This window comes from Kitasatospora sp. MMS16-BH015 (genome assembly GCF_002943525.1).
GTDB lineage: Bacteria > Actinomycetota > Actinomycetes > Streptomycetales > Streptomycetaceae > Kitasatospora.
In genome coordinates, this window is record NZ_CP025394.1 from 3435628 (window position 1) to 3453969 (window position 18342).

An 18342-nucleotide genomic window follows, 5' to 3' on the forward strand; every position below is an offset into this window, starting at 1 on the left:
ACTTAGCGCGTAGGAGTGAAGTTGTTGAGCACCGCAGTGAAGAGCCGCTCCCCGTCCGCCGAATCCGCCTCCGGTCCGGACTGGTAGATCGTGTACGAGGTGCCGTTCGCGTCCCGGAACTCGGTCTCCCGCACGTGCCGGCGGGTGCCGTCCTTGACCACGGTGTAGGTGAACTCCCAGCGGGCCGCCTCCTGGCCGTCGATCTTCACCTCGGAGAGGTCGACCCGCTTGTAGTCCCTGATGTTCTTGCCCTTGCTGACGTCCCCCTCCAGCTGCTCCAGGTGGTCGAAGGGCAGGATCGACTGGCCCACCGCCACCGCGAACTGGAGGAAGTGCACCTTGTTGTCGGGCGAGTAGAAGATCTGGTTGTGGGTGTCCGTGGTGCGGATCCAGTTGCCGTCGGTGGGCAGCGGGAAGCGGAAGCCCTCGTGGTCCACCGTCCAGGTGTAGCCGGTCGGCGCCGGGCCGAGCGTCGGGTCCGAGGGCAGCTTGACCGGGGTCTCGGTGGAGGTGACACCCGTCGCGGCGGTGCCGCCGCCGAGCTTCCCGGTGGCCACCGCGTACGTCACCCCGGCCACCAGCGCGCCGGCCACCAGCGCGGCCAGCACCCCGAGCAGCACCCGGCGCGGCCTGCGCCGGGCCGGCCCGCCCTGGTGCGCCACGGTGGGCCCGGTCGGCAGCCCCGGGCCGCCCGGCTGACCCGGCCAGCCGTAGCCGGGGCCCGGCTGCTCGGCGCGGTCGACCACCGGCACGAACTGCGTCGGCATCTTCGGCTCGCCGAAGGCCCCGGAGCCGGAGGCCGACCCCGCAGACGACCCGGCAGCGCTCGCGGCGCCGGCCTCGGCCTCCCCCTTGCCGTCCTTGGCACCGTCCCGAGCGCCGTCCTGGCTGTCGCCCCGGTCGCCGTCCTGGCCGGCCTCCCGGTCCGCCTCAGCCGGGGTGGCGGGCGGCTTGGGCAGGCCCTTGATGTCCATGGTGTGCCCGGCGGTGACCTCGGCCAGCATCCGCAGCGCCTCGTCCGCCGAGGGGCGGTCGGCCGGGTCCTTGGCCATCAGCGCGGCCAGCACCGGGCCGAGCGCGCCGGCCCGGCGCGGCTCGGGCAGCGGGTCGCCGACCACGGCGGCCAGCGTGGTGATCGGCGAGGTGCGGCGGAACGGCGACTCGCCCTCGACCGCCGCGTACAGCGTGGCGCCCAGGCCCCACAGGTCCGAGGCCGGGCCCGGGCGCTCGCCCTGGGCGCGCTCGGGCGCGAGGTAGTCGGGCGAGCCGATCAGGTCGCCGGGCCGGGTCAGCTCGGTGGAGCCCTCGAAGGTGGCGATGCCGAAGTCGAGCAGCACCACCCGGCCGGTCTGGTGCTCGAGCAGCACGTTGGCGGGCTTCACGTCCCGGTGCAGCACGCCCAGCTGGTGGCCCCGGTGCAGGGCGGCCAGCACCTGGGCGCCGACCTCGGCGGCCTCGCGGGGCAGCAGCGTGCCGTCCTGGCTGATCACGTCGGCCAGCGAGCGGCCGTCGATCAGCTCCATGACGATCCAGGGCCGACCGTCCTGCTCCAGCACGTCGTGGATGGTGATCACGCCGGGGTGCTTGATCCGGGCCGCGGCCCGGGCCTCGCGCATCATCCGGGACTGGAGTATCCGCTGGTCCTCGTCGTCCAGGTGGCCGACCGTCAGCTCCTTGACCGCGACCTCGCGGTCCAGCATCTCGTCCCGGGCCCGCCAGACGGTGCCCATGCCACCGCGGCCCAGCTTCTCGCCGAGGGCGTACCGCCCGGCCAGCGTCCGCCCCGCCTGTCCGGCCTGCGCCGTCTGATCCTGCCCGCTCACCGAGTCCCCCTACGTCCAACCCGCCGTCACCGTGACGGGGGGATTCCGGTGCACCACCGATACGACCACTGCCATGCACAGATTAGGCGCCCCGGGCCGGGCGGGCCGCACCAGGTCAGCCACCGGACTCCCGGCCGCCGCCGCACTCACCCGGCGAACGCCACCACGGCTGCCAGGGCCGCCACCAGCGCCACCATCACACCGCTCACCAGGAGCGGCCCGAGCAGGGCGGGAGGCACCAGCGGCCGGGCCCCGGCGTGCCGCCCGTGCCTGTTCAACTCCCCACGCCGGCGCGGGATCACCGTGCCCTTCGGCCGCGGCACCGGCAGCTCCTCCACCGGCGGGCCGAGCGGCTCCGGCGCCGAGTGCAGCAGCTCGGCCAGCTCGCGCGCGGCCTCGGCGGCCGTCGGCCGCCCGGCCGGGGCGAGCAGGCGCTCGACCAGCGGTCGGAGCGGGCCGCAGCGCTCGGAGGTGCGGTACGCGCCGTCCCGGACGGCCGCCAGCAGCACCGGCAACTCCTGTTCGGGGTAGGGCGCGTGACCGGTCAGCAGCCGGTGCAGCAGCACCCCGAGCGCCCAGCAGTCCGCCTCCGGGCCGGCGTCCGGGGCCCAGCGCTCGGCCACCGTGCCCAGCAGCACCGCCCGGGCCTCGTAGACCCGGCGCGGCACCGGCCCGCCCAGCTCCTCGCAGAGCGCCTCCTCGGCCGCCCCCGGCAGCCGCCCGCCGAGCAGCGCCGCCCCGTCCTCGCAGAGCAGCACCGCCTGTGCGGTGACGTTCCCGTGGGTGCGGCCCACCCGGTGCAGCGCGGCCAGCGCCCCGGCCAGGTCCGCCCCGATCTCGGCCACCCGGTACGGCGGCAGCGGCCCCACCGGCACCACCCCGGGCGGCCGTTCCTCGGCCGTCCAGAGCAGCCCGCCCTCGGCGAAGACGGCGTACCCGCGCAGCAGTCTCGGGTGCCCCGGCTCCCCCACCGTCCGCCCGGCCACCCGCTCGGCCACGGCCGCCCCGTACGTCGCGTCCGGCTCCTCGGCCGGCAGCTCCGGGTCGAGCACCTCGGGCAGCTCCAGCGCACGCAGCAGCACGGCCTCCCCGGTCTCCAGCTCCCGCGCGGGCACCCCACCGCCCGCCGGGTCACCCGTCACCCGGTACCGACCGCCCACCACCTGCCCCGGGCTCGCCCGCATCCGCTGTCCTTAGGAAGATATGCCCGCGCCATCCATCCAGTCAGAGTACGTCGCAGGGCCCCTCTCCGGTTTCACCCCGCGGGCTGGAAACTGTCGTAGCTCACCTGACGGATCGTCGCGCCCTCCGGCGAGTTCCACTCCGAGTCGAGCATCGTCCAGTAGATCGCGTAGCCGTACTTGCCGGTCACGAAGCCGCGGTCGAGCGCGTGCATGGTGCCGCCCTTGGTGCCGGTGAAGGTGAACTCCCAGTCGGCGGCGTTGGTCCAGGACCGGTACGGGGCGGCCACCAGCTTGACCCGCTGGTAGCCGGTGAAGGAGGTGCCCTGCTCCTGTTCCTGCCAGGCCGCCAGCGCGCTGGGGCCGGGCTTGTCCGTCCACTCGACCCGCAGGGTGGTGCCGTTCTGGCCCTGGAAGGTCCGGTAGTTCGCGCCCGAGCCCGCGGGCTGCACCGAGTCCGGCAGGGCGATCTTGAAGCCGCTGCCGTCCTGGTACAGGTGGAACCCGGCCGGCAGGGCCGCCGTGGTCGGGGCCGCGCTGCTCGGAGTGGTCGAAGGCGCCGCCGAGGACGGGGTGGTGGCGGGCGAGGCGGCGGCGGAGGGCGTGGTGGCCGTCGCCGGCGGGGCCGCCGGCGGCGAGGCCGGTGCGCTGGTGACCGCCTTGGCGGGGGTCGGGGTGCCGGCGGCGCTGGTGTGCACCACGGCCGTGGCGGCCGCACCGCTGGTGGAGCCGGCGGTGTCCTTGCCGTTGCGCAGCAGCACCACCAGCACGGCTATCAGCACCACCAGCGCGAGCACCGCCGCCCCGATCACCACCGGGCGCCGCACCCCGCCCCGACCGCCCGCAGCCGGCCTGGGCTCCCCGAGCACCTCGCTCGAACTCCAGCCTCCCCCGGCAGCCCCGGAGCCGCCGGCCCCGGCCGCACCGGTGCCGCCCGCCCCGCCGCTCCCGGCGGAGCCGGTGCCGGACCCGCCGCCGCTACGCGCCCCGGGTACCCCGTGCCCGGCACTCGGCGCCACCGGCAGACCTCCGCCGACCGCGGCCCCCGCCGCACCTGCGCCCGCCGCAGCCGTCCCGGCCGCGCCCACGGCGCCGACCGCACCCGCCGCGCCGCCCTTGCCCAGCTCCGCGTCCGCCGCCGCGCGGCTCCCCACCCGCACGGTGCCGAGCAGCCCGGAGACACCCCGAGCCTTCCCGCTCCTCCCGGTCTTCTCGGCCTTCTCGGCCTTCTCCGTCGCCGGAGCAGCCGCATCCGCCGCCGGCGGGGTCGTCATCTGGGTGGTCGACTCGGCCCGGGCGATCGCCTCGCCGACCACCCGGCGCAGCATGGAGCGGGTGGTGGAGGCGTCCAGCCGCTTGGCCGGGTCCTTCTCCAGCAGGCCCTCGATCACCGGCCGCAGCGGGCCCGCGTTCTTCGGGGTCTCCAGCTCCTCCGTCATCACGGCGGTCAGGGTGGCCAGCGCCGAGCCGCGGTCGTAGGGCGGGCGGCCCTCGACCATCGAGTAGAGGGTGCCGCCCAGCGACCAGAGGTCGGCCGGCGGGCCGGGCTTCTGGCCGCGGGCGCGCTCGGGCGAGATGTAGGAGGGGGCGCCGACCAGCATGCCGGTGGAGGTGACGGAGGTGTCGCCCTCCACGCTCGCGATGCCGAAGTCGGTCAGCACGACCCGGCCGTCCTCGCCGATCAGCACGTTGGAGGGCTTCACGTCACGGTGCAGGATGCCGTGGCTGTGGGCCGCGCCCAGCACGCCCAGCACCTCCAGGGCGATCTCGGCGGCCCGGGCCGGGCTGAGCGGACCGTCCTCCTTGATCACCTCGGCCAGCGAGCGCGACTCGACCAGCTCCATGACGATCCACGGCCGGTCGTCCTCCTCGACCACGTCGAAGACGGTGACGGCGGCGGTGTGCCGGATCCGGGCGGTGGCCTTGGCCTCGCGCAGGGTGCGGACGATCAGGCGGTGCTTCTCCTCCTCGTCCACCCCGCCGTGCATCCGGAGCTCCTTGACGGCGACGATCCGCCCGAGCATCTCGTCCTCGGCCCGCCACACCGTCCCCATGCCGCCACGGCCCAGCACTTCGTCCAGCCGGTAGCGCCCGGCCAGGAGACGGCTGGTGGAACCTTGCGCCTGGGTCATCGGTGCGCTCCCCCAAGTGTTGTGCTGGGCGCCGGGCAGGCCCTGGTGCCGCGTCGAACGCCAAGCCCCCATCATTCCTTGTCCCGGGGGCGCCCGACCACCCGCCCCCGCCCCGGGAACGCCGAAACCCCCGGCCAAACCGGGGGTTTCGGTACGAACCAGACGGCGCGTCAGCAGCTGACACTTCAGTGGCTGACGCGCCGGTGTGCCGCAGCGTCGACGCGTCAGTGCGCGACGGTGACCTCGACCCGCTGGAACTCCTTGAGCTCGGAGTAGCCGGTGGTGGCCATCGCCCGGCGCAGCGCGCCGAACAGGTTCATGGTGCCGTCGGGGGTGTGCGAGGGACCGGTCAGGATCTCCTCGGTGGTGCCGACGGTGCCGAGGTCGACCCGCTTGCCGCGCGGCAGCTCCTCGTGCACGGCCTCCATGCCCCAGTGGAAGCCCTTGCCGGGGGCGTCGGTGGCGCGGGCCAGCGCGGCACCGATCATCACGGCGTCGGCGCCGCAGGCGATCGCCTTGGCCAGGTCGCCGCTGTAGCCGACCCCGCCGTCCGCGATCACGTGCACGTACCGGCCGCCGGACTCGTCCATGTAGTCGCGGCGGGCGGCCGCCACGTCGGCCACGGCGGTGGCCATCGGCACCTGGATGCCGAGCACGTTGCGGGTGGTGTGCGCGGCGCCGCCGCCGAAGCCGACCAGCACGCCGGCCGCGCCGGTGCGCATCAGGTGCAGCGCGGCGGTGTAGGTGGCGCAGCCGCCGACGATCACCGGCACATCGAGCTCGTAGATGAACTGCTTGAGGTTGAGCGGCTCGGCGGCGCCGGAGACGTGCTCGGCCGAGACGGTGGTGCCGCGGATCACGAAGACGTCCACGCCCGCGTCGACCACGGCCTTGGAGAACTCGGCGGTGCGCTGCGGCGAGAGCGCGGCGGCGGTCACGACGCCCGAGTCCCGGACCTCCTTGATCCGCTGCTTGATCAGGTCGGCCTGGATCGGCGCGGAGTAGATCTCCTGGAGGCGGCGGGTGGCGGCGGCCTCGTCGGTGATGGCGGCGATCTCGTCCAGGAGCGGCTGCGGGTCCTCGTAGCGGGTCCACAGGCCCTCGAGGTTCAGCACGCCCAGGCCGCCCAGCTCGCCGATGGCGATGGCCTGCTGGGGCGAGACCACGCTGTCCATGGGGGCCGCCAGGAACGGCAGCTCGAAGCGGTAGGCGTCGATCTGCCAGGCGATCGAGACCTCCTTCGGGTCGCGGGTCCGGCGGCTGGGGACGACGGCGATGTCGTCGAAGGCGTACGCCCGTCGGCCGCGCTTGCCTCGCCCGATCTCGATCTCAGTCACTTCGAGCCCTTCTGCTGCTTCATGCCTCGTACCGCCCCAGTATCCCGTACGGGTGCCGTCAGCCGAAAAAGGGGAGCCGCTCCCGGGGTGTCTCCCGGGTGCGGCTCCCCTTCACGCGAAGCGTCAGCGGCTGGTGTAGTTCGGCGCCTCGACCGTCATCTGGATGTCGTGCGGGTGGCTCTCCTTGAGGCCCGCCGAGGTGATCCGGACGAACCGGCCCTTGCTCTCCATCTCGGCGATGTTGGCCGCGCCCACGTAGCCCATGGTCTGGCGCAGGCCGCCGACCAGCTGGTACAGCACCGCGGCGAGCGGGCCGCGGTAGGGCACCTGGCCCTCGATGCCCTCGGCGATCAGCTTCTCGTCGGAGCTGACCTCGGCCTGGAAGTAGCGGTCCTTGGAGAAGGACTTCGCCTGGCCGCGGGTCTGCATGGCGCCCAGCGAGCCCATGCCGCGGTAGGACTTGAACTGCTTGCCGTTGATGAACAGCAGCTCACCGGGCGACTCCTCGCAGCCGGCCAGCAGCGAGCCGAGCATCACGGTGTCGGCGCCGGCGGCCAGCGCCTTGCCGATGTCGCCGGAGTACTGCAGGCCGCCGTCGCCGATGACCGGCACGCCGGCCGCCTGGCAGGCCAGCGCGGCCTCGTAGATCGCGGTGACCTGCGGGACGCCGATGCCGGCCACCACGCGGGTGGTGCAGATCGAGCCGGGGCCGACACCGACCTTGACGCCGTCCACGCCGGCGTCGATCAGCGCCTGGGCGCCGTCCCGGGTGGCCACGTTGCCGCCGACCACGTCCACGTCCACGGCGGCCTTGATCTTGGCGATCCAGGCCAGCGCGTTGTGCGAGTGGCCGTGCGAGGTGTCGACGACCAGGAAGTCCACGCCGGCGCCCACCAGCGCCTGGGCGCGGTCGAAGGCCTCGGCGGAGGCGCCGACGGCGGCACCGACCAGCAGCCGGCCCTCGGCGTCCTTGGCGGCGTTCGGGTACTTCTCGGCCTTGACGAAGTCCTTGACGGTGATCAGGCCCTTGATCCGGCCCTCGTCGTCCACCAGCGGGAGCTTCTCGATCTTGTGGCGGCGGAGCAGCCCGATCGCGTCCTCGCCGGAGATGCCCACCTTGCCGGTGATCAGCGGCATCGGGGTCATGATCTCGCTGACCCTGCGGCTGCGGTCCGACTCGAAGGCCATGTCGCGGTTGGTCACGATGCCCAGCAGCTTGCCGTCCGGCGAGGCGATCGGCACGCCGCTGATCCGGAACTTGGCACAGAGCGCGTCGGCCTCGGCCAGCGTGGTCTCCGGGCCGACGGTGATCGGGTCGGTCACCATGCCGGACTCGGAGCGCTTGACCAGGTCGACCTGGTTGACCTGGTCCTCGATCGAGAGGTTGCGGTGCAGCACGCCGACGCCGCCCTGACGGGCCATCGCGATCGCCATCCGCGACTCGGTGACCTTGTCCATCGCGGCGGAGAGCAGCGGGATGTTCACCCGGACGTTGCGGGAGACCCGCGAGGAGGTGTCGACCATGTTCGGCAGCACCTCGGAGGCCCCGGGCAGCAGCAGGACGTCGTCGTACGTGAGCCCGAGCATCGCGAACTTCTCGGGTACGCCTGCGGCGTTGTAAGACATGTGGGGACCTTCCGTGGCATGGCCGATTGATTGATGCGCCCGCGGAGGGTGGTCGGGGCGCGTTGGTCGCTCGTGTGCGCACCGGCACAGGGTCTAGGCAGCCGAGAAGAACCGGGCGATTGGAGGAAGCTCCAAGAAGAGCCCGCTCACACCCGCGAAACTTTGGCGACCTGCCCAGGCGCCGATACCCCATGGTACTGGCACCGGAATGCCAGCTCGCGCCCCCTTGACAACAGCACGATCATGAAACGTCTTCCAGCGAGGCGGATTCGCCCGCCAGCGCCCGCAGCCGGCTGAGCGCCCGGTGCTGCGCGACCCGGACCGCCCCCGGCGACATGCCGAGCACCTCGCCGGTCTCCTCGGCCGAGAGGCCGGCCGCCACCCGCAGCAGCACCAGCTCGCGCTGGCGGGCCGGCAGGTTGGAGAGCAGCTCCTTGGCCCAGGCCGCGTCGCTGCTCAGCAGCGCCCGCTCCTCGGGGCCGAGCGCCTCGTCCGGCAGCTCCGGCAGGTCGTCCGGCGGGATCACCGTCGAGCCGGGCCCGCGCATCGCGGCCCGCTGCAGATCGGCGATCTTGTGCGCGGCGATCCCGTAGACGAAGGCCTCGAACGGCCGGCCCTCGTCCTTGTAGCGCGGCAGGGCGCAGAGCACCGCCACGCAGACCTCCTGGGCCACGTCGTCCACGTGGTGCCGGGCGTTCCCGGGCAGCCGCACCAGGCGGCCCCGGCAGTACCGCAGCGCCAGCGGGTGCACGTGGGCCAGCAGCGCGTCGATCGCCGGCCCCTCGCCCCGCACCGCCGCGGCGACCAGCTCCCCGAGCACCGGCGAACCGCCGCCGCCGAGCACCGGACGGCGGCCGTCCGGCTCGGGGTGCGGCTCGACGGGCGGCTCGGGGTGCGGCGAGTCGGCGGCCGAGTCGCCGGTGGCGGACTCGTCGCTCGGGGTCTCGTCGTCGCGCATCGGTCCATGGTGCCTGGTCGGGCCGGAAAACACGGCACCGCGTCCGGAGTTGTGCATCGGAACGTTATGACCAGTCGTCGCGCGCACCGTGCCGCCTCCCGCCCCACTGCTCTCCGAGCCATCTGCGGTCACGCTCGTCTCCGCAGTACCTGTCCGCTGGTCCCCGAGGTGCTCCACTCCTCCATGGTGCAGCCTCGGGACCGTAACGTCATACGTCTGAGCGAGCGAACCGGCCGGACGGCCCTTTCTCATCCGCGACCTCGCCCGACCGGGCGGCCGGTCAGCGGACCAGGCCCCAGCGGAAGCCGAGCGCCACCGCGTGCGCGCGGTCCGAGGCGCCGAGCTTCTTGAACAGGCGCCTGGCGTGCGTCTTCACCGTGTCCTCGGAGAGGAAGAGCTCCCGGCCGATCTCCGCGTTGCTGCGGCCGTGGCTCATCCCTTCGAGCACCTGGATCTCACGCGCCGTCAGCGTCGGCGCGGCGCCCATGTCCGGGCTGCGCAGCCGGCGCGGCGCGAGCCGCCAGGTCGGGTCGGCGAGCGCCTGCGTCACTGTGGCCCGCAGCTCGGCGCGCGAGGCGTCCTTGTGCAGGTAGCCCCGGGCCCCGGCGGCGACGGCCAGCGCCACGCCGTCCAGGTCCTCGGCGACGGTGAGCATGATGATGCGCGCCCCCGGGTCGGCCGACAGCAGCCGCCGGACGGTCTCCACCCCGCCGAGGCCGGGCATCCGGACATCCATCAGGACGAGATCGGAGCGGTCGGCCACCCAACGGCGGAGGACCTCCTCACCGTTCGTCGCCGTGGTCACCCGGTCGACCCCGGGCACTGTCGCCACCGCGCGGCGAAGCGCCTCCCGGGCGAGCGGGGAATCGTCGCAGACGAGTACGGATGTCATGCCCGTCCTCCGCAGCTGATCCGCGTCACGTTGAGCCTCCTGGCTGGTACGAATCTCTCCGACACGGCCTTTCGGTGACGGACTTCGGTCGGATCGCCGGTCTCCCCGCGATCGTTCCCGACGCCCAGCGCCCGCTAACCGCCTCCGCACATCCAACGACCGTCACTCGAATGAGTTACGGCTTTCAGGGCCATCTCCACCACTGTACGTGGCCGACCCGTTACCGATCAGCCGCATCGCGGTGCACGCGCCGCACTTTTGTGCTGCTCACGCGCGGGCCGCGCACCACGCGTGCACCCCGAGCGCACTCGCCCGGACGAGTGCGCCCCCGCCATCACCCGGATACCATGCCCGCTTTGTCCAGTTTTATAGCTTCTGTGCGGTCATTGACTGTTGTGTAACTCTGTGGGTGACTTGTCCCAGTGGTCGCCTTAAGTCATATTTCCTGGTGTTCGTACAGTCCCGGCCCCTGAAGGGAATGAGCCATGGCAGATTTCTCCCGCCTCCCCGGCCCCAACGCAGATCTCTGGGACTGGCAGCTCTCCGCCGCCTGCCGCGGCGTGGACAGTTCGCTCTTCTTCCACCCGGAGGGCGAGCGCGGAGCGGCGCGCAGCTCGCGCGAGGCAAGTGCCAAGGAGGTCTGCATGCGGTGCCCGGTCCGGACGGAGTGCGCGGCGCACGCGCTGGCCGTCCGCGAGCCCTACGGCGTCTGGGGCGGCCTGACCGAGGACGAGCGCGAGGAGCTGATGGGCCGTTCGCGCAACCGCCTGGTGGAGGTGCCGCTGACGCCGCCGAAGGTCGCCCAGTACTGACCAGCACTTGAAGAAACGTTTCAGCAACCATGGGGGCGCGGGGAACGGCGCGGCCAGCCCGCCCCCTCCCCGCACCAGTACAGGTACACCAGTTGCACTATCCGTTGACGGTGCAACTGGCTCTCCGCGGCAGCCCCCGACTACGCCTCTTCCGCCTCGCGCGGTTCCCCGCGCCCCTGGTGGTGCAGGTTGGCCATCATCAGCTCCACGGCCGGGACTTCCACCAGGTCGGGAAGGGTGAGCGCGACGATCTGACGGACCGACGGCGCGCCCGAGGCGGTCACGACCGGCACCCGCACCACGCCATCCGTCCGGACCGAGGCCAGGGCCAGCTCCGGCAGGACGGCGACTCCCAGGCCGGCGGCGACCAGGCCGACCACCGCCGGGTAGTCGTCGGTGGCGAAGTCGATCCGGGGCTCGAAGCCCGCCGCGCCGCACAGCTCCACCAGGTGGCCCCGGCACTGCGGGCAGCCGGCGATCCACTGCTCCCCGGCCAGCTCGGTGAGCTGCACCGGGCCGCCCCGGCCGGCCAGCGGGTGGCCGGCCGGGAGCAGGCCGACCAGCGGGTCGTCCAGCAGCGGGCGGGCCACCAGGTCGGACCAGTCGGTGGCGGCCTGCGAGGCGGCTGCCTCCAGGGCGGCCTCGGCCCGCACCTCGCGGGGGGAGGCGTGCGAGGGGGCGCGGTAGGTGCCGCCCGGGGCGTCCGGGTAGCGGAAGGCGAGGGCCACCTCGCACTCGCCGCCCCGCAGCATGGCCAGCGACTCCGGCGGTTCGGCCTCGACCAGCGACACGCGGACCCCCGGATGGGCGCCCCGCAGGCGGGCGACAGCGGGCGGCACCAGGGTGGAGCTGGCGGTGGGGAAGGAGACCAGGCGCACCCGGCCGGCCCGCAGGCCGGTGATCGCGGCCACCTCCTCCTCGGCGGCCGAGAGCCCGGCCAGGATGCCGGTGGCGTGCTTGAGGAGGACCTTGCCGGCCTCGCTGAGCTGCATGTCGCGGCCGGAGCGGACCACCAGCGGGGTGTCCACGGACTTCTCCAGCGCCTTCATCTGCTGGCTCACCGCGGGCTGGGTGCAGCCCAGCTCCCGGGCGGCGGCCGAGAACGACCCGGTACGGGCGACGGCGCGGAGGACGCGGAGGTGTCGGGCCTCGATCATGCCTCAGTTATAAGGCAAGCTTTGAGGAAGACAAAACCGAACTGATCGACCGGCCCGACCGGAGAACGCCGGAGGCCCGGCCCCACCCCTCACAGGGTACGGGCCGGGCCTCCGGTGAGCCGTTCAGCCGTTCGGCCGTTCGGCACGAGGTCAGTGCGAGTGACCGTGGCCGCCGTGCGAGTGACCGGCAGCGGCCTCCTCCTCGGCGGGCTTCTCGACCACGAGGGTCTCGGTGGTGAGCAGCAGCGAGGCGATGGAGGCGGCGTTCTCCAGGGCCGAGCGGGTGACCTTGACCGGGTCGATGACGCCGGCCTTCAGCAGGTCGCCGTACTCGCCGGTGGCGGCGTTGAAACCGAAGCCGGCCTCCAGCTCCGCGACCTTGTGGGTGATGACGTAGCCCTCGAGGCCCGCGTTCTGGGCGATCCAGCGCAGCGGCTCGGCGAGCGCCTTGCGGACGACCGAGACACCGGTGGCCTCGTCGCCGGACAGGCCCAGGCCGTCGGCGAGCACCTTCTGGGCGTGCACGAGGGAGGCGCCACCACCGGCGACGATGCCCTCCTCGACCGCGGCGCGGGTCGCCGAGATGGCGTCCTCGAGGCGGTGCTTGCGCTCCTTGAGCTCGACCTCGGTGGCGGCACCGACGCGGATGACGCAGACGCCGCCGGCGAGCTTCGCCAGGCGCTCCTGCAGCTTCTCGCGGTCCCAGTCCGAGTCCGTGTTGGCGATCTCGCCCTTGATCTGGGCGACGCGGCCCGCGACGGCCTCGGCGTCACCGGCGCCGTCGACGACGGTGGTCTCGTCCTTGGTGATGGTCACGCGGCGGGCGGAGCCCAGCACGTCCAGACCGGCCTGGTCGAGCTTGAGGCCGACCTCCTCGGAGATGACGGTGCCGCCGGTGAGGACGGCCAGGTCGCCGAGGATCGCCTTGCGGCGGTCACCGAAGCCGGGGGCCTTGACGGCCACGGCGTTGAAGGTGCCACGGATCTTGTTGACCACCAGGGTGGAGAGCGCCTCGCCGTCCACGTCCTCGGCGATGATCAGCAGCGGGCGGGAGGAGCCGCCCTGCAGGATCTTCTCGAGCAGCGGGAGGAGCTCCTGGATCGAGGAGATCTTGCCCTGGTTGATCAGGATGTACGGGTCCTCCAGGACCGCCTCCTGACGCTCCGCGTCGGTGACGAAGTACGGCGAGAGGTAGCCCTTGTCGAACTGCATGCCCTCGGTGAAGGCCAGCTCCACGCCGAAGGTGTTCGACTCCTCGACGGTGATGACACCGTCCTTGCCGACCTTGTCGATCGCCTCGGCGATGAGCTCGCCGACCTGCGGGTCCTGGGCGGAGAGGGAGGCGACGGCGGCGACGTCGTCCTTGCCCTCGATCTCGCGGGCGATGGAGAGCAGGTGCTCGGAGACGGCGGCGACGGCCTTGTCGATGCCCTTCTTCAGGGCGGCCGGGCCGGCGCCGGCGGCGACGTTGCGCAGACCCTCGTTGACCAGGGCCTGGGCCAGCACGGTGGCGGTGGTGGTGCCGTCACCCGCGACGTCGTTGGTCTTGGTGGCGACCTCCTTGACCAGCTGCGCGCCGAGGTTCTCGTACGGGTCGTCGAGCTCGACCTCGCGGGCGATGGTCACACCGTCGTTGGTGATGGTCGGGGCGCCGAACTTCTTGTCGATGACGACGTTGCGGCCCTTGGGGCCGATGGTCACCTTGACGGTGTCGGCCAGCTTGTTGACACCGCGCTCCAGCGAGCGGCGGGCGTCCTCGTCGAACTGAAGGATCTTCGGCATGTCTGATGCTTCCTTAGGGATCGAAACGTTGGCCAACAAGCACGCCCCGGCCCCTTGTCAGTGCTGACACGGAGATCCGGGGCGGGCTGGTTACGACGGGTGCCGCTTACTTCTGGACGATGGCCAGAACGTCGCGGGCCGAGAGGACGAGGTACTCCTCGCCGTTGTACTTGACCTCGGTGCCGCCGTACTTGGAGTACAGGACGACGTCGCCGACGGCGACGTCGAGCGGCAGACGCTGGCCGTCCTCGAAGCGGCCCGGGCCGACGGCCAGGACGACGCCCTCCTGGGGCTTCTCCTTGGCGGTGTCCGGGATAACCAGGCCGGAGGCCGTGGTGGTCTCGGCTTCGAGCGGCTGGACCACGATGCGGTCCTCGAGCGGCTTGATGGCAACCTTGCTGCTGGCGGTGGTCACGTCCGAGTTCCCCTTCGGAGATTACGGGGTTGTTCTTCAGGTAGGTGGCGACCGCTGGTGCGCACCTGCCGTCGCGGGGGTCAGGGACGCTCGATCGCGTTAGCACTCACCCGGTGGGGAGTGCCAGGAACGACCATAGGGCGCGGTTAGCACTCAGTCAACCAGAGTGCCAACGGCGCGCCCGTCGGCTTGCGGCGACAATGGTCGGCGTGGAGATCGAATCGTTCCGGGCCCTGCTGACCGACCAGGGGCAGGCCCTCCTCGCCGAGCTGCGTGACTTCGACCCCGGGCAGGAGTTGGCGCTGGCCACCAGGCTGCGCCGCGAGCACCCGGCCGAGCTGGTCTCCGCCGCGCTCGCCCAGGCCCGGCTGCGCCAGCGCGCGGGCGCGAAGTTCGGCGCGGACGCCGCCGCGATGTACTTCACGCCCAACGGGGTCGAGCAGGCCACCCGCCGCCCGGTGGCCGAGTGGCGGGCGCGGCGGTTCGCCGCGCTCGGGGTGAAGCGGCTGGCCGACCTGTGCTGCGGGATCGGCGGGGACGCGATCGCACTGGCCCGGGCCGGGGTCGCCGTGCTGGCCGTCGACCGCGACCCGCTGACCTGCGCCGTGGCCGCGGCGAACGCCGCCGCGCTGGGCCTCTCGGAGCTGATCGAGGTCCGCGAGGCCGACGTCACCGAGGTGGACGTGACGGGCTACGACGCGGTCTTCACCGACCCGGCCCGCCGCACCGGCCGGGGCCGGGTCTTCGACCCGGAGGCGTACTCCCCGCCGCTCTCCTGGGCCCTGGAGGCCGCCCGCCGCACCCCGTACGGCGCGCTCAAGGTGGCCCCCGGCATCCCGCACGAGGCCGTGCCCGAGGAGGCCGAGGCGGAGTGGGTCTCCGACCACGGCGAGGTCAAGGAGGCGGTGATCTGGTTCGGCACCGACGCGCCGGGGCAGTACCGGGCCACCCTGCTGCCCGGCCCGCACAGCCTGGCCGGCGGCACCCGCCCCGACCCGGAGCCCGGCCCGGTCGGCCGGTACCTGTACGAGCCGGACGGCGCCGCGATCCGGGCCCGGCTGCTGCCCGAGATCGCCGAGGCGGTCGGCGGCCGGCTGATCGACCCGATGATCGCCTACCTGACGAGTGACCAGCTGGTGCCCACCCCGCTCGCGCACGCCTACGAGCTCACCGACGTGCTCCCGTACAACGTCAAGAAGCTCAAGGTGCTGCTGCGCGAACGGCAGGTCGGCACGGTCGTCATCAAGAAGCGCGGCATCGGGGTCACCCCCGAGGAGCTGCGCCGTCAGCTCAAGCCGAGCGGGCCGCACACGGTGACCGTCATCCTCAGCAGGCTGGGCAACGGCCACCTCATGATGCTCGGTCAGCCGGTCGGCTAGGGAGCCTGGATGTAGTCGTCCAGGCGGGCCACCGAGAAGCCCTGCTCCTGGATCCGGGCGAGCAGCTCGCCGAACATCTCCGTCATGGTCTCGCCCTTGAGGTCCTTCGGGCCGCGGAAGTGGGCCAGGATGATGTCGCCGGGCTTCAGCTTCTTGTCGGCCGCCTGGTACTGCATGTCGTGGATCTGCATCGACTCGCGCCAGAGCACGATCGCCCGCGGCCCGCACTCCTGCACCGAGGTGTTGAGCTGCGTGGTGTTGGCGCCGTCGCCGTAGGGCGGGCGGAAGAGCAGCGGCGGGGTGCCGTACTGCTGGGTGAGCGCGGTCTGGTCGTCGCAGACCTCGCTCTTGGACTTGGCGGCCGAGACCTTGCTCATCTGCGGGTGGTCGACGGTGTGGTTCTGGATGCGGTTGCCGAGGGCCTGCAGCGGCTTGAAGTAGCCGTAGTCGTTCTTGATGATGTCCTTGGTCAGGAACATCGTGATCGGCACCTTGAGGTCGTTCATCATCTCGACGAACTTCGGGTCCTTCTCGGCCCCGTCGTCGAGCGTCACGAAGACGACCTTGTCCTTGGTCGGCACGTCGCTGAAGACCGGCACCTGGCCGGTCTTGGTCAGCTTGATCGGCTTGTCGGCGGGCGCGGCCGGGGCGGGGGCCAGCGGCTGCAGGCCCCACTTCTTCCAGGCCGCCGCCGAGACGGCGCCGTCGGCGCTGGGCGCGGCCGAGCTCTGCGCCGGGGCGGGGGTGCCGGGGGCCGCGCTGCCGGGCTGGGTGGCCGGGGGCACCGAGGTCTTCGCCGCGGAGCTGCTCCCGCTGCCGCAGGCGGTCGTGGTGGCCAGCAGGGCCAGGGCCCCCACGGCGTACATCTTCGTCCTGCGGTTCACGACACTCCCAGCATCCATCCGGCCGACTCTCAGACAGGCAGACGCTACCGGGTGGGCCGTCGGTTCACGCGAGGCGCCCGCGTGGCGCAGCCGCCAAGCCTGTGCCGGGCAGCCGGGGCGCAGCGCAGTGGGCTCCCCGGCTGGACGCCGGCCTACTCCACGAGCTCGCTGGTGAAGCTCCACCGGTGCACCGGCCGGGCCAACAGGCCCGCCGGCGGCTCCGGCAGGGCCACCGGCTCCCCCGTCCACCAGGTGATCACCAGCACGCGCTCGCCGGGGGCGGTGAACAGCTCGGTCCGGGTCAGCCCGGCCGCCCCGCGCACGGCGGGCACGGCCTCGGCTGCGGCCCACTCGCGCAGCTCGGCAGCCCGGCCCTCGGCGGCCCGGGCCTCCCACATCCACGCGGTGGTGGTCACTTGAGCGCCTCGTGCGCGGCGGCGTGCACATCCACATGGCCGGGTACCGAGACCTCGGTGACCGGCAGCGAGGAGTCCGCCGACAGGTCGAAGTCGGAGGCCGGCCGGTTGCGCCAGACCATCTCGGAGCCGAGCGCCGCGACCATCGCGCCGTTGTCGGTGCACAGGCCCGGCCGGGGCACCCGGAGCACGATGCCCGCCTTGTCGCAGCGCTGCTGGGCCATCTCCCGCAGCCGGGAGTTGGCCGCCACGCCGCCGCCGATCATCAGGTGGTCGACGCCGTTCTCCCGGCAGGCCTTGACCGCCTTGCGGGTCAGCACGTCGGTGACGGCCTCCTGGAAGGACGCGGCCACATCGGCGATCGGCACCTCCTCGCCCGCCCGCCGCTTGGCCTCCACCCAGCGCGCCACGGCGGTCTTCAGACCGGAGAACGAGAAGTCGAACGCCGGGTCCTTCGGGCCGCTCAGGCCGCGCGGGAACTTGATCGCCTTCGGGTCGCCCTCGCGGGCCGTGCGGTCCACCACCGGGCCGCCCGGGAAGCCCAGGCCGAGCACCCGGGCCACCTTGTCGAAGGCCTCGCCGGCCGCGTCGTCGATGGTCGCCCCGAGCGGGCGCACGTCGGTGGTGATGTCCGAGCTGAGCAGCAGCGAGGAGTGCCCGCCGGAGACCAGCAGCGCCATGGTCGGCTCGGGCAGCCGCCCGTGCTCCAGCTGGTCCACGCAGATGTGCGAGGCCAGGTGGTTCACCCCGTACAGCGGCTTGTCCAGCGCCCAGGCGTACGCCTTGGCCGCGCTCACCCCGACCAGCAGCGCCCCGGCCAGGCCGGGCCCGGCGGTGACGGCGATGCCGTCCAGGTCGCTCGCCTTGATCCCGGCGGTGTCCAGCGCGCGCTGGATGGTCGGGACCATCTCCTCCAGGTGCGCCCGGCTGGCGATCTCGGGCACCACGCCGCCGTACCGGGCGTGGTCGTTGACGCTGGAGGCCACCGCGTCGGCAAGCAGGGTGGTACCGCGGACGATGCCGACGCCGGTCTCGTCGCAGGAGGTCTCGATGCCGAGGACGAGCGGTTCGTCAGCCATGGCGGGGGTCCTTCAGATCGGGTGCGGGCAGTTCCAGGCGCATGACGAGCGCGTCCACGTCGGCGGGCTGGTAGTAGCCGGGTCGGATGCCGATGGTCTCGAAGCCGAAGCGCTCGTAGAGCCGCTGCGCGCGCGGGTTGTCGGCCCGCACCTCCAGCAGCACCTCTTCGCAGCCCCGGTGGGTCGCCTCGGTGATCAGATCGGTGAGCAGCGCGGCGCCGAGCCCCGCGCCCTGGTGGCCCTCGGCCACCGCGATGGTCTGCACGTCGCCCTCGAACCGCCCGGCCATCAGCCCGGCGTAGCCGGCCAGCTCACCGGCGGGCGTCTCGGCCACCGTGTAGTGCCGGCTCCCGCCCGGGTGCGCCTCGGCCAGCTCGGACCAGAACATCCCGGCCGACCAGGCGTCGTCCGGGAAGAGCTCCAGCTCCAGCTCCAGCACCGGCCCGAGGTCCCACCACCGCATCGGCCG

At 72.9% G+C, this 18342-nt stretch carries 16 protein-coding genes; 2 read left to right on the plus strand and 14 right to left on the minus strand.

The features are described 5' to 3' along the window. Positions 1–2: 2 nt before the first annotated feature. The 7 genes from CFP65_RS40935 to CFP65_RS14745 form a co-directional block, all read right to left on the minus strand. Positions 3–1823 carry a serine/threonine-protein kinase gene (locus CFP65_RS40935; protein WP_254552397.1) on the minus strand — a complete coding sequence of 607 codons (1821 nt, stop codon included), beginning with the start codon at positions 1821–1823 and terminating at the stop codon, positions 3–5. Positions 1824–1969: 146 nt separating this feature from the next. After that, positions 1970–3007, minus strand: coding sequence for a hypothetical protein (locus tag CFP65_RS14720; protein WP_104816530.1), 1038 nt, complete (start codon positions 3005–3007; stop codon positions 1970–1972). A 71-nt stretch (positions 3008–3078) separates the two neighbouring features. Beyond that, on the minus strand, positions 3079–5136 hold the full coding sequence (locus CFP65_RS14725) for a serine/threonine-protein kinase (protein ID WP_104816531.1): 2058 nt from the start codon (positions 5134–5136) through the stop codon (positions 3079–3081). Positions 5137–5360: 224 nt separating this feature from the next. After that, positions 5361–6473 (minus strand): GuaB3 family IMP dehydrogenase-related protein, encoded by a 1113-nt coding sequence (locus CFP65_RS14730; RefSeq protein WP_104816532.1) that lies wholly within the window; start codon positions 6471–6473, stop codon positions 5361–5363. A 123-nt stretch (positions 6474–6596) separates the two neighbouring features. Continuing rightward, entirely contained in the window at positions 6597–8099 is a 1503-nt protein-coding gene (gene guaB, locus CFP65_RS14735; protein WP_104816533.1) for an IMP dehydrogenase, read from the minus strand. Positions 8100–8340: 241 nt separating this feature from the next. Then, positions 8341–9057, minus strand: coding sequence for an RNA polymerase sigma factor ShbA (gene shbA / locus CFP65_RS14740; protein ID WP_104816534.1), 717 nt, complete (start codon positions 9055–9057; stop codon positions 8341–8343). A gap of 280 nt (positions 9058–9337) precedes the next feature. Beyond that, positions 9338–9949: a response regulator transcription factor gene (locus CFP65_RS14745; protein WP_014136228.1), complete on the minus strand. Its 612-nt coding sequence runs from the start codon at positions 9947–9949 to the stop codon at positions 9338–9340. A gap of 485 nt (positions 9950–10434) precedes the next feature. On the opposite strand from CFP65_RS14745, the gene CFP65_RS14750 reads away from it, so the two are divergent. Beyond that, positions 10435–10761, plus strand: a complete 327-nt coding sequence (locus tag CFP65_RS14750; RefSeq protein ID WP_104816535.1) for a WhiB family transcriptional regulator — start codon at positions 10435–10437, stop codon at positions 10759–10761. A 140-nt stretch (positions 10762–10901) separates the two neighbouring features. Here the strand turns inward: CFP65_RS14750 and CFP65_RS14755 are convergent, their stop codons facing one another. The 3 genes from CFP65_RS14755 to groES all read right to left on the minus strand — a co-directional run bounded on the left by CFP65_RS14755 (position 10902) and on the right by groES (position 14115). Next, positions 10902–11918: a LysR family transcriptional regulator gene (locus CFP65_RS14755; protein WP_104816536.1), complete on the minus strand. Its 1017-nt coding sequence runs from the start codon at positions 11916–11918 to the stop codon at positions 10902–10904. A gap of 150 nt (positions 11919–12068) precedes the next feature. Beyond that, the gene (gene groL / locus CFP65_RS14760; protein ID WP_104816537.1) at positions 12069–13700 is read right to left on the minus strand and encodes a chaperonin GroEL; all 1632 of its coding nucleotides are present in this window, start codon (positions 13698–13700) and stop codon (positions 12069–12071) included. 106 nt (positions 13701–13806) lie between these two features. Beyond that, complete coding sequence (gene groES / locus CFP65_RS14765; RefSeq protein WP_104816538.1) at positions 13807–14115, minus strand: co-chaperone GroES; 309 nt, start codon at positions 14113–14115, stop codon at positions 13807–13809. A 200-nt stretch (positions 14116–14315) separates the two neighbouring features. On the opposite strand from groES, the gene CFP65_RS14770 reads away from it, so the two are divergent. Next, positions 14316–15494, plus strand: coding sequence for a class I SAM-dependent methyltransferase (locus CFP65_RS14770; RefSeq protein WP_104816539.1), 1179 nt, complete (start codon positions 14316–14318; stop codon positions 15492–15494). Here the strand turns inward: CFP65_RS14770 and CFP65_RS14775 are convergent. The 4 genes from CFP65_RS14775 to rimI all read right to left on the minus strand — a co-directional run bounded on the left by CFP65_RS14775 (position 15491) and on the right by rimI (position 18336). Continuing rightward, a complete protein-coding gene (locus CFP65_RS14775; RefSeq protein ID WP_254552399.1) occupies positions 15491–16378 on the minus strand; it encodes a polysaccharide deacetylase family protein in 888 nt (295 codons plus the stop codon). The genes CFP65_RS14770 and CFP65_RS14775 overlap by 4 nt on opposite strands. A 152-nt stretch (positions 16379–16530) precedes the next feature. Further along, positions 16531–16794 carry a hypothetical protein gene (locus CFP65_RS14780; protein ID WP_371682417.1) on the minus strand — a complete coding sequence of 88 codons (264 nt, stop codon included), beginning with the start codon at positions 16792–16794 and terminating at the stop codon, positions 16531–16533. Further along, positions 16791–17873, minus strand: coding sequence for a tRNA (adenosine(37)-N6)-threonylcarbamoyltransferase complex transferase subunit TsaD (gene tsaD / locus CFP65_RS14785; RefSeq protein WP_104816541.1), 1083 nt, complete (start codon positions 17871–17873; stop codon positions 16791–16793). The genes CFP65_RS14780 and tsaD overlap by 4 nt, the downstream gene beginning before the upstream one ends. Then, positions 17866–18336, minus strand: a complete 471-nt coding sequence (rimI, locus tag CFP65_RS14790) for a ribosomal protein S18-alanine N-acetyltransferase (protein ID WP_104816542.1) — start codon at positions 18334–18336, stop codon at positions 17866–17868. Before rimI ends, tsaD begins: the two co-directional genes overlap by 8 nt. Positions 18337–18342: the final 6 nt, after the last annotated feature.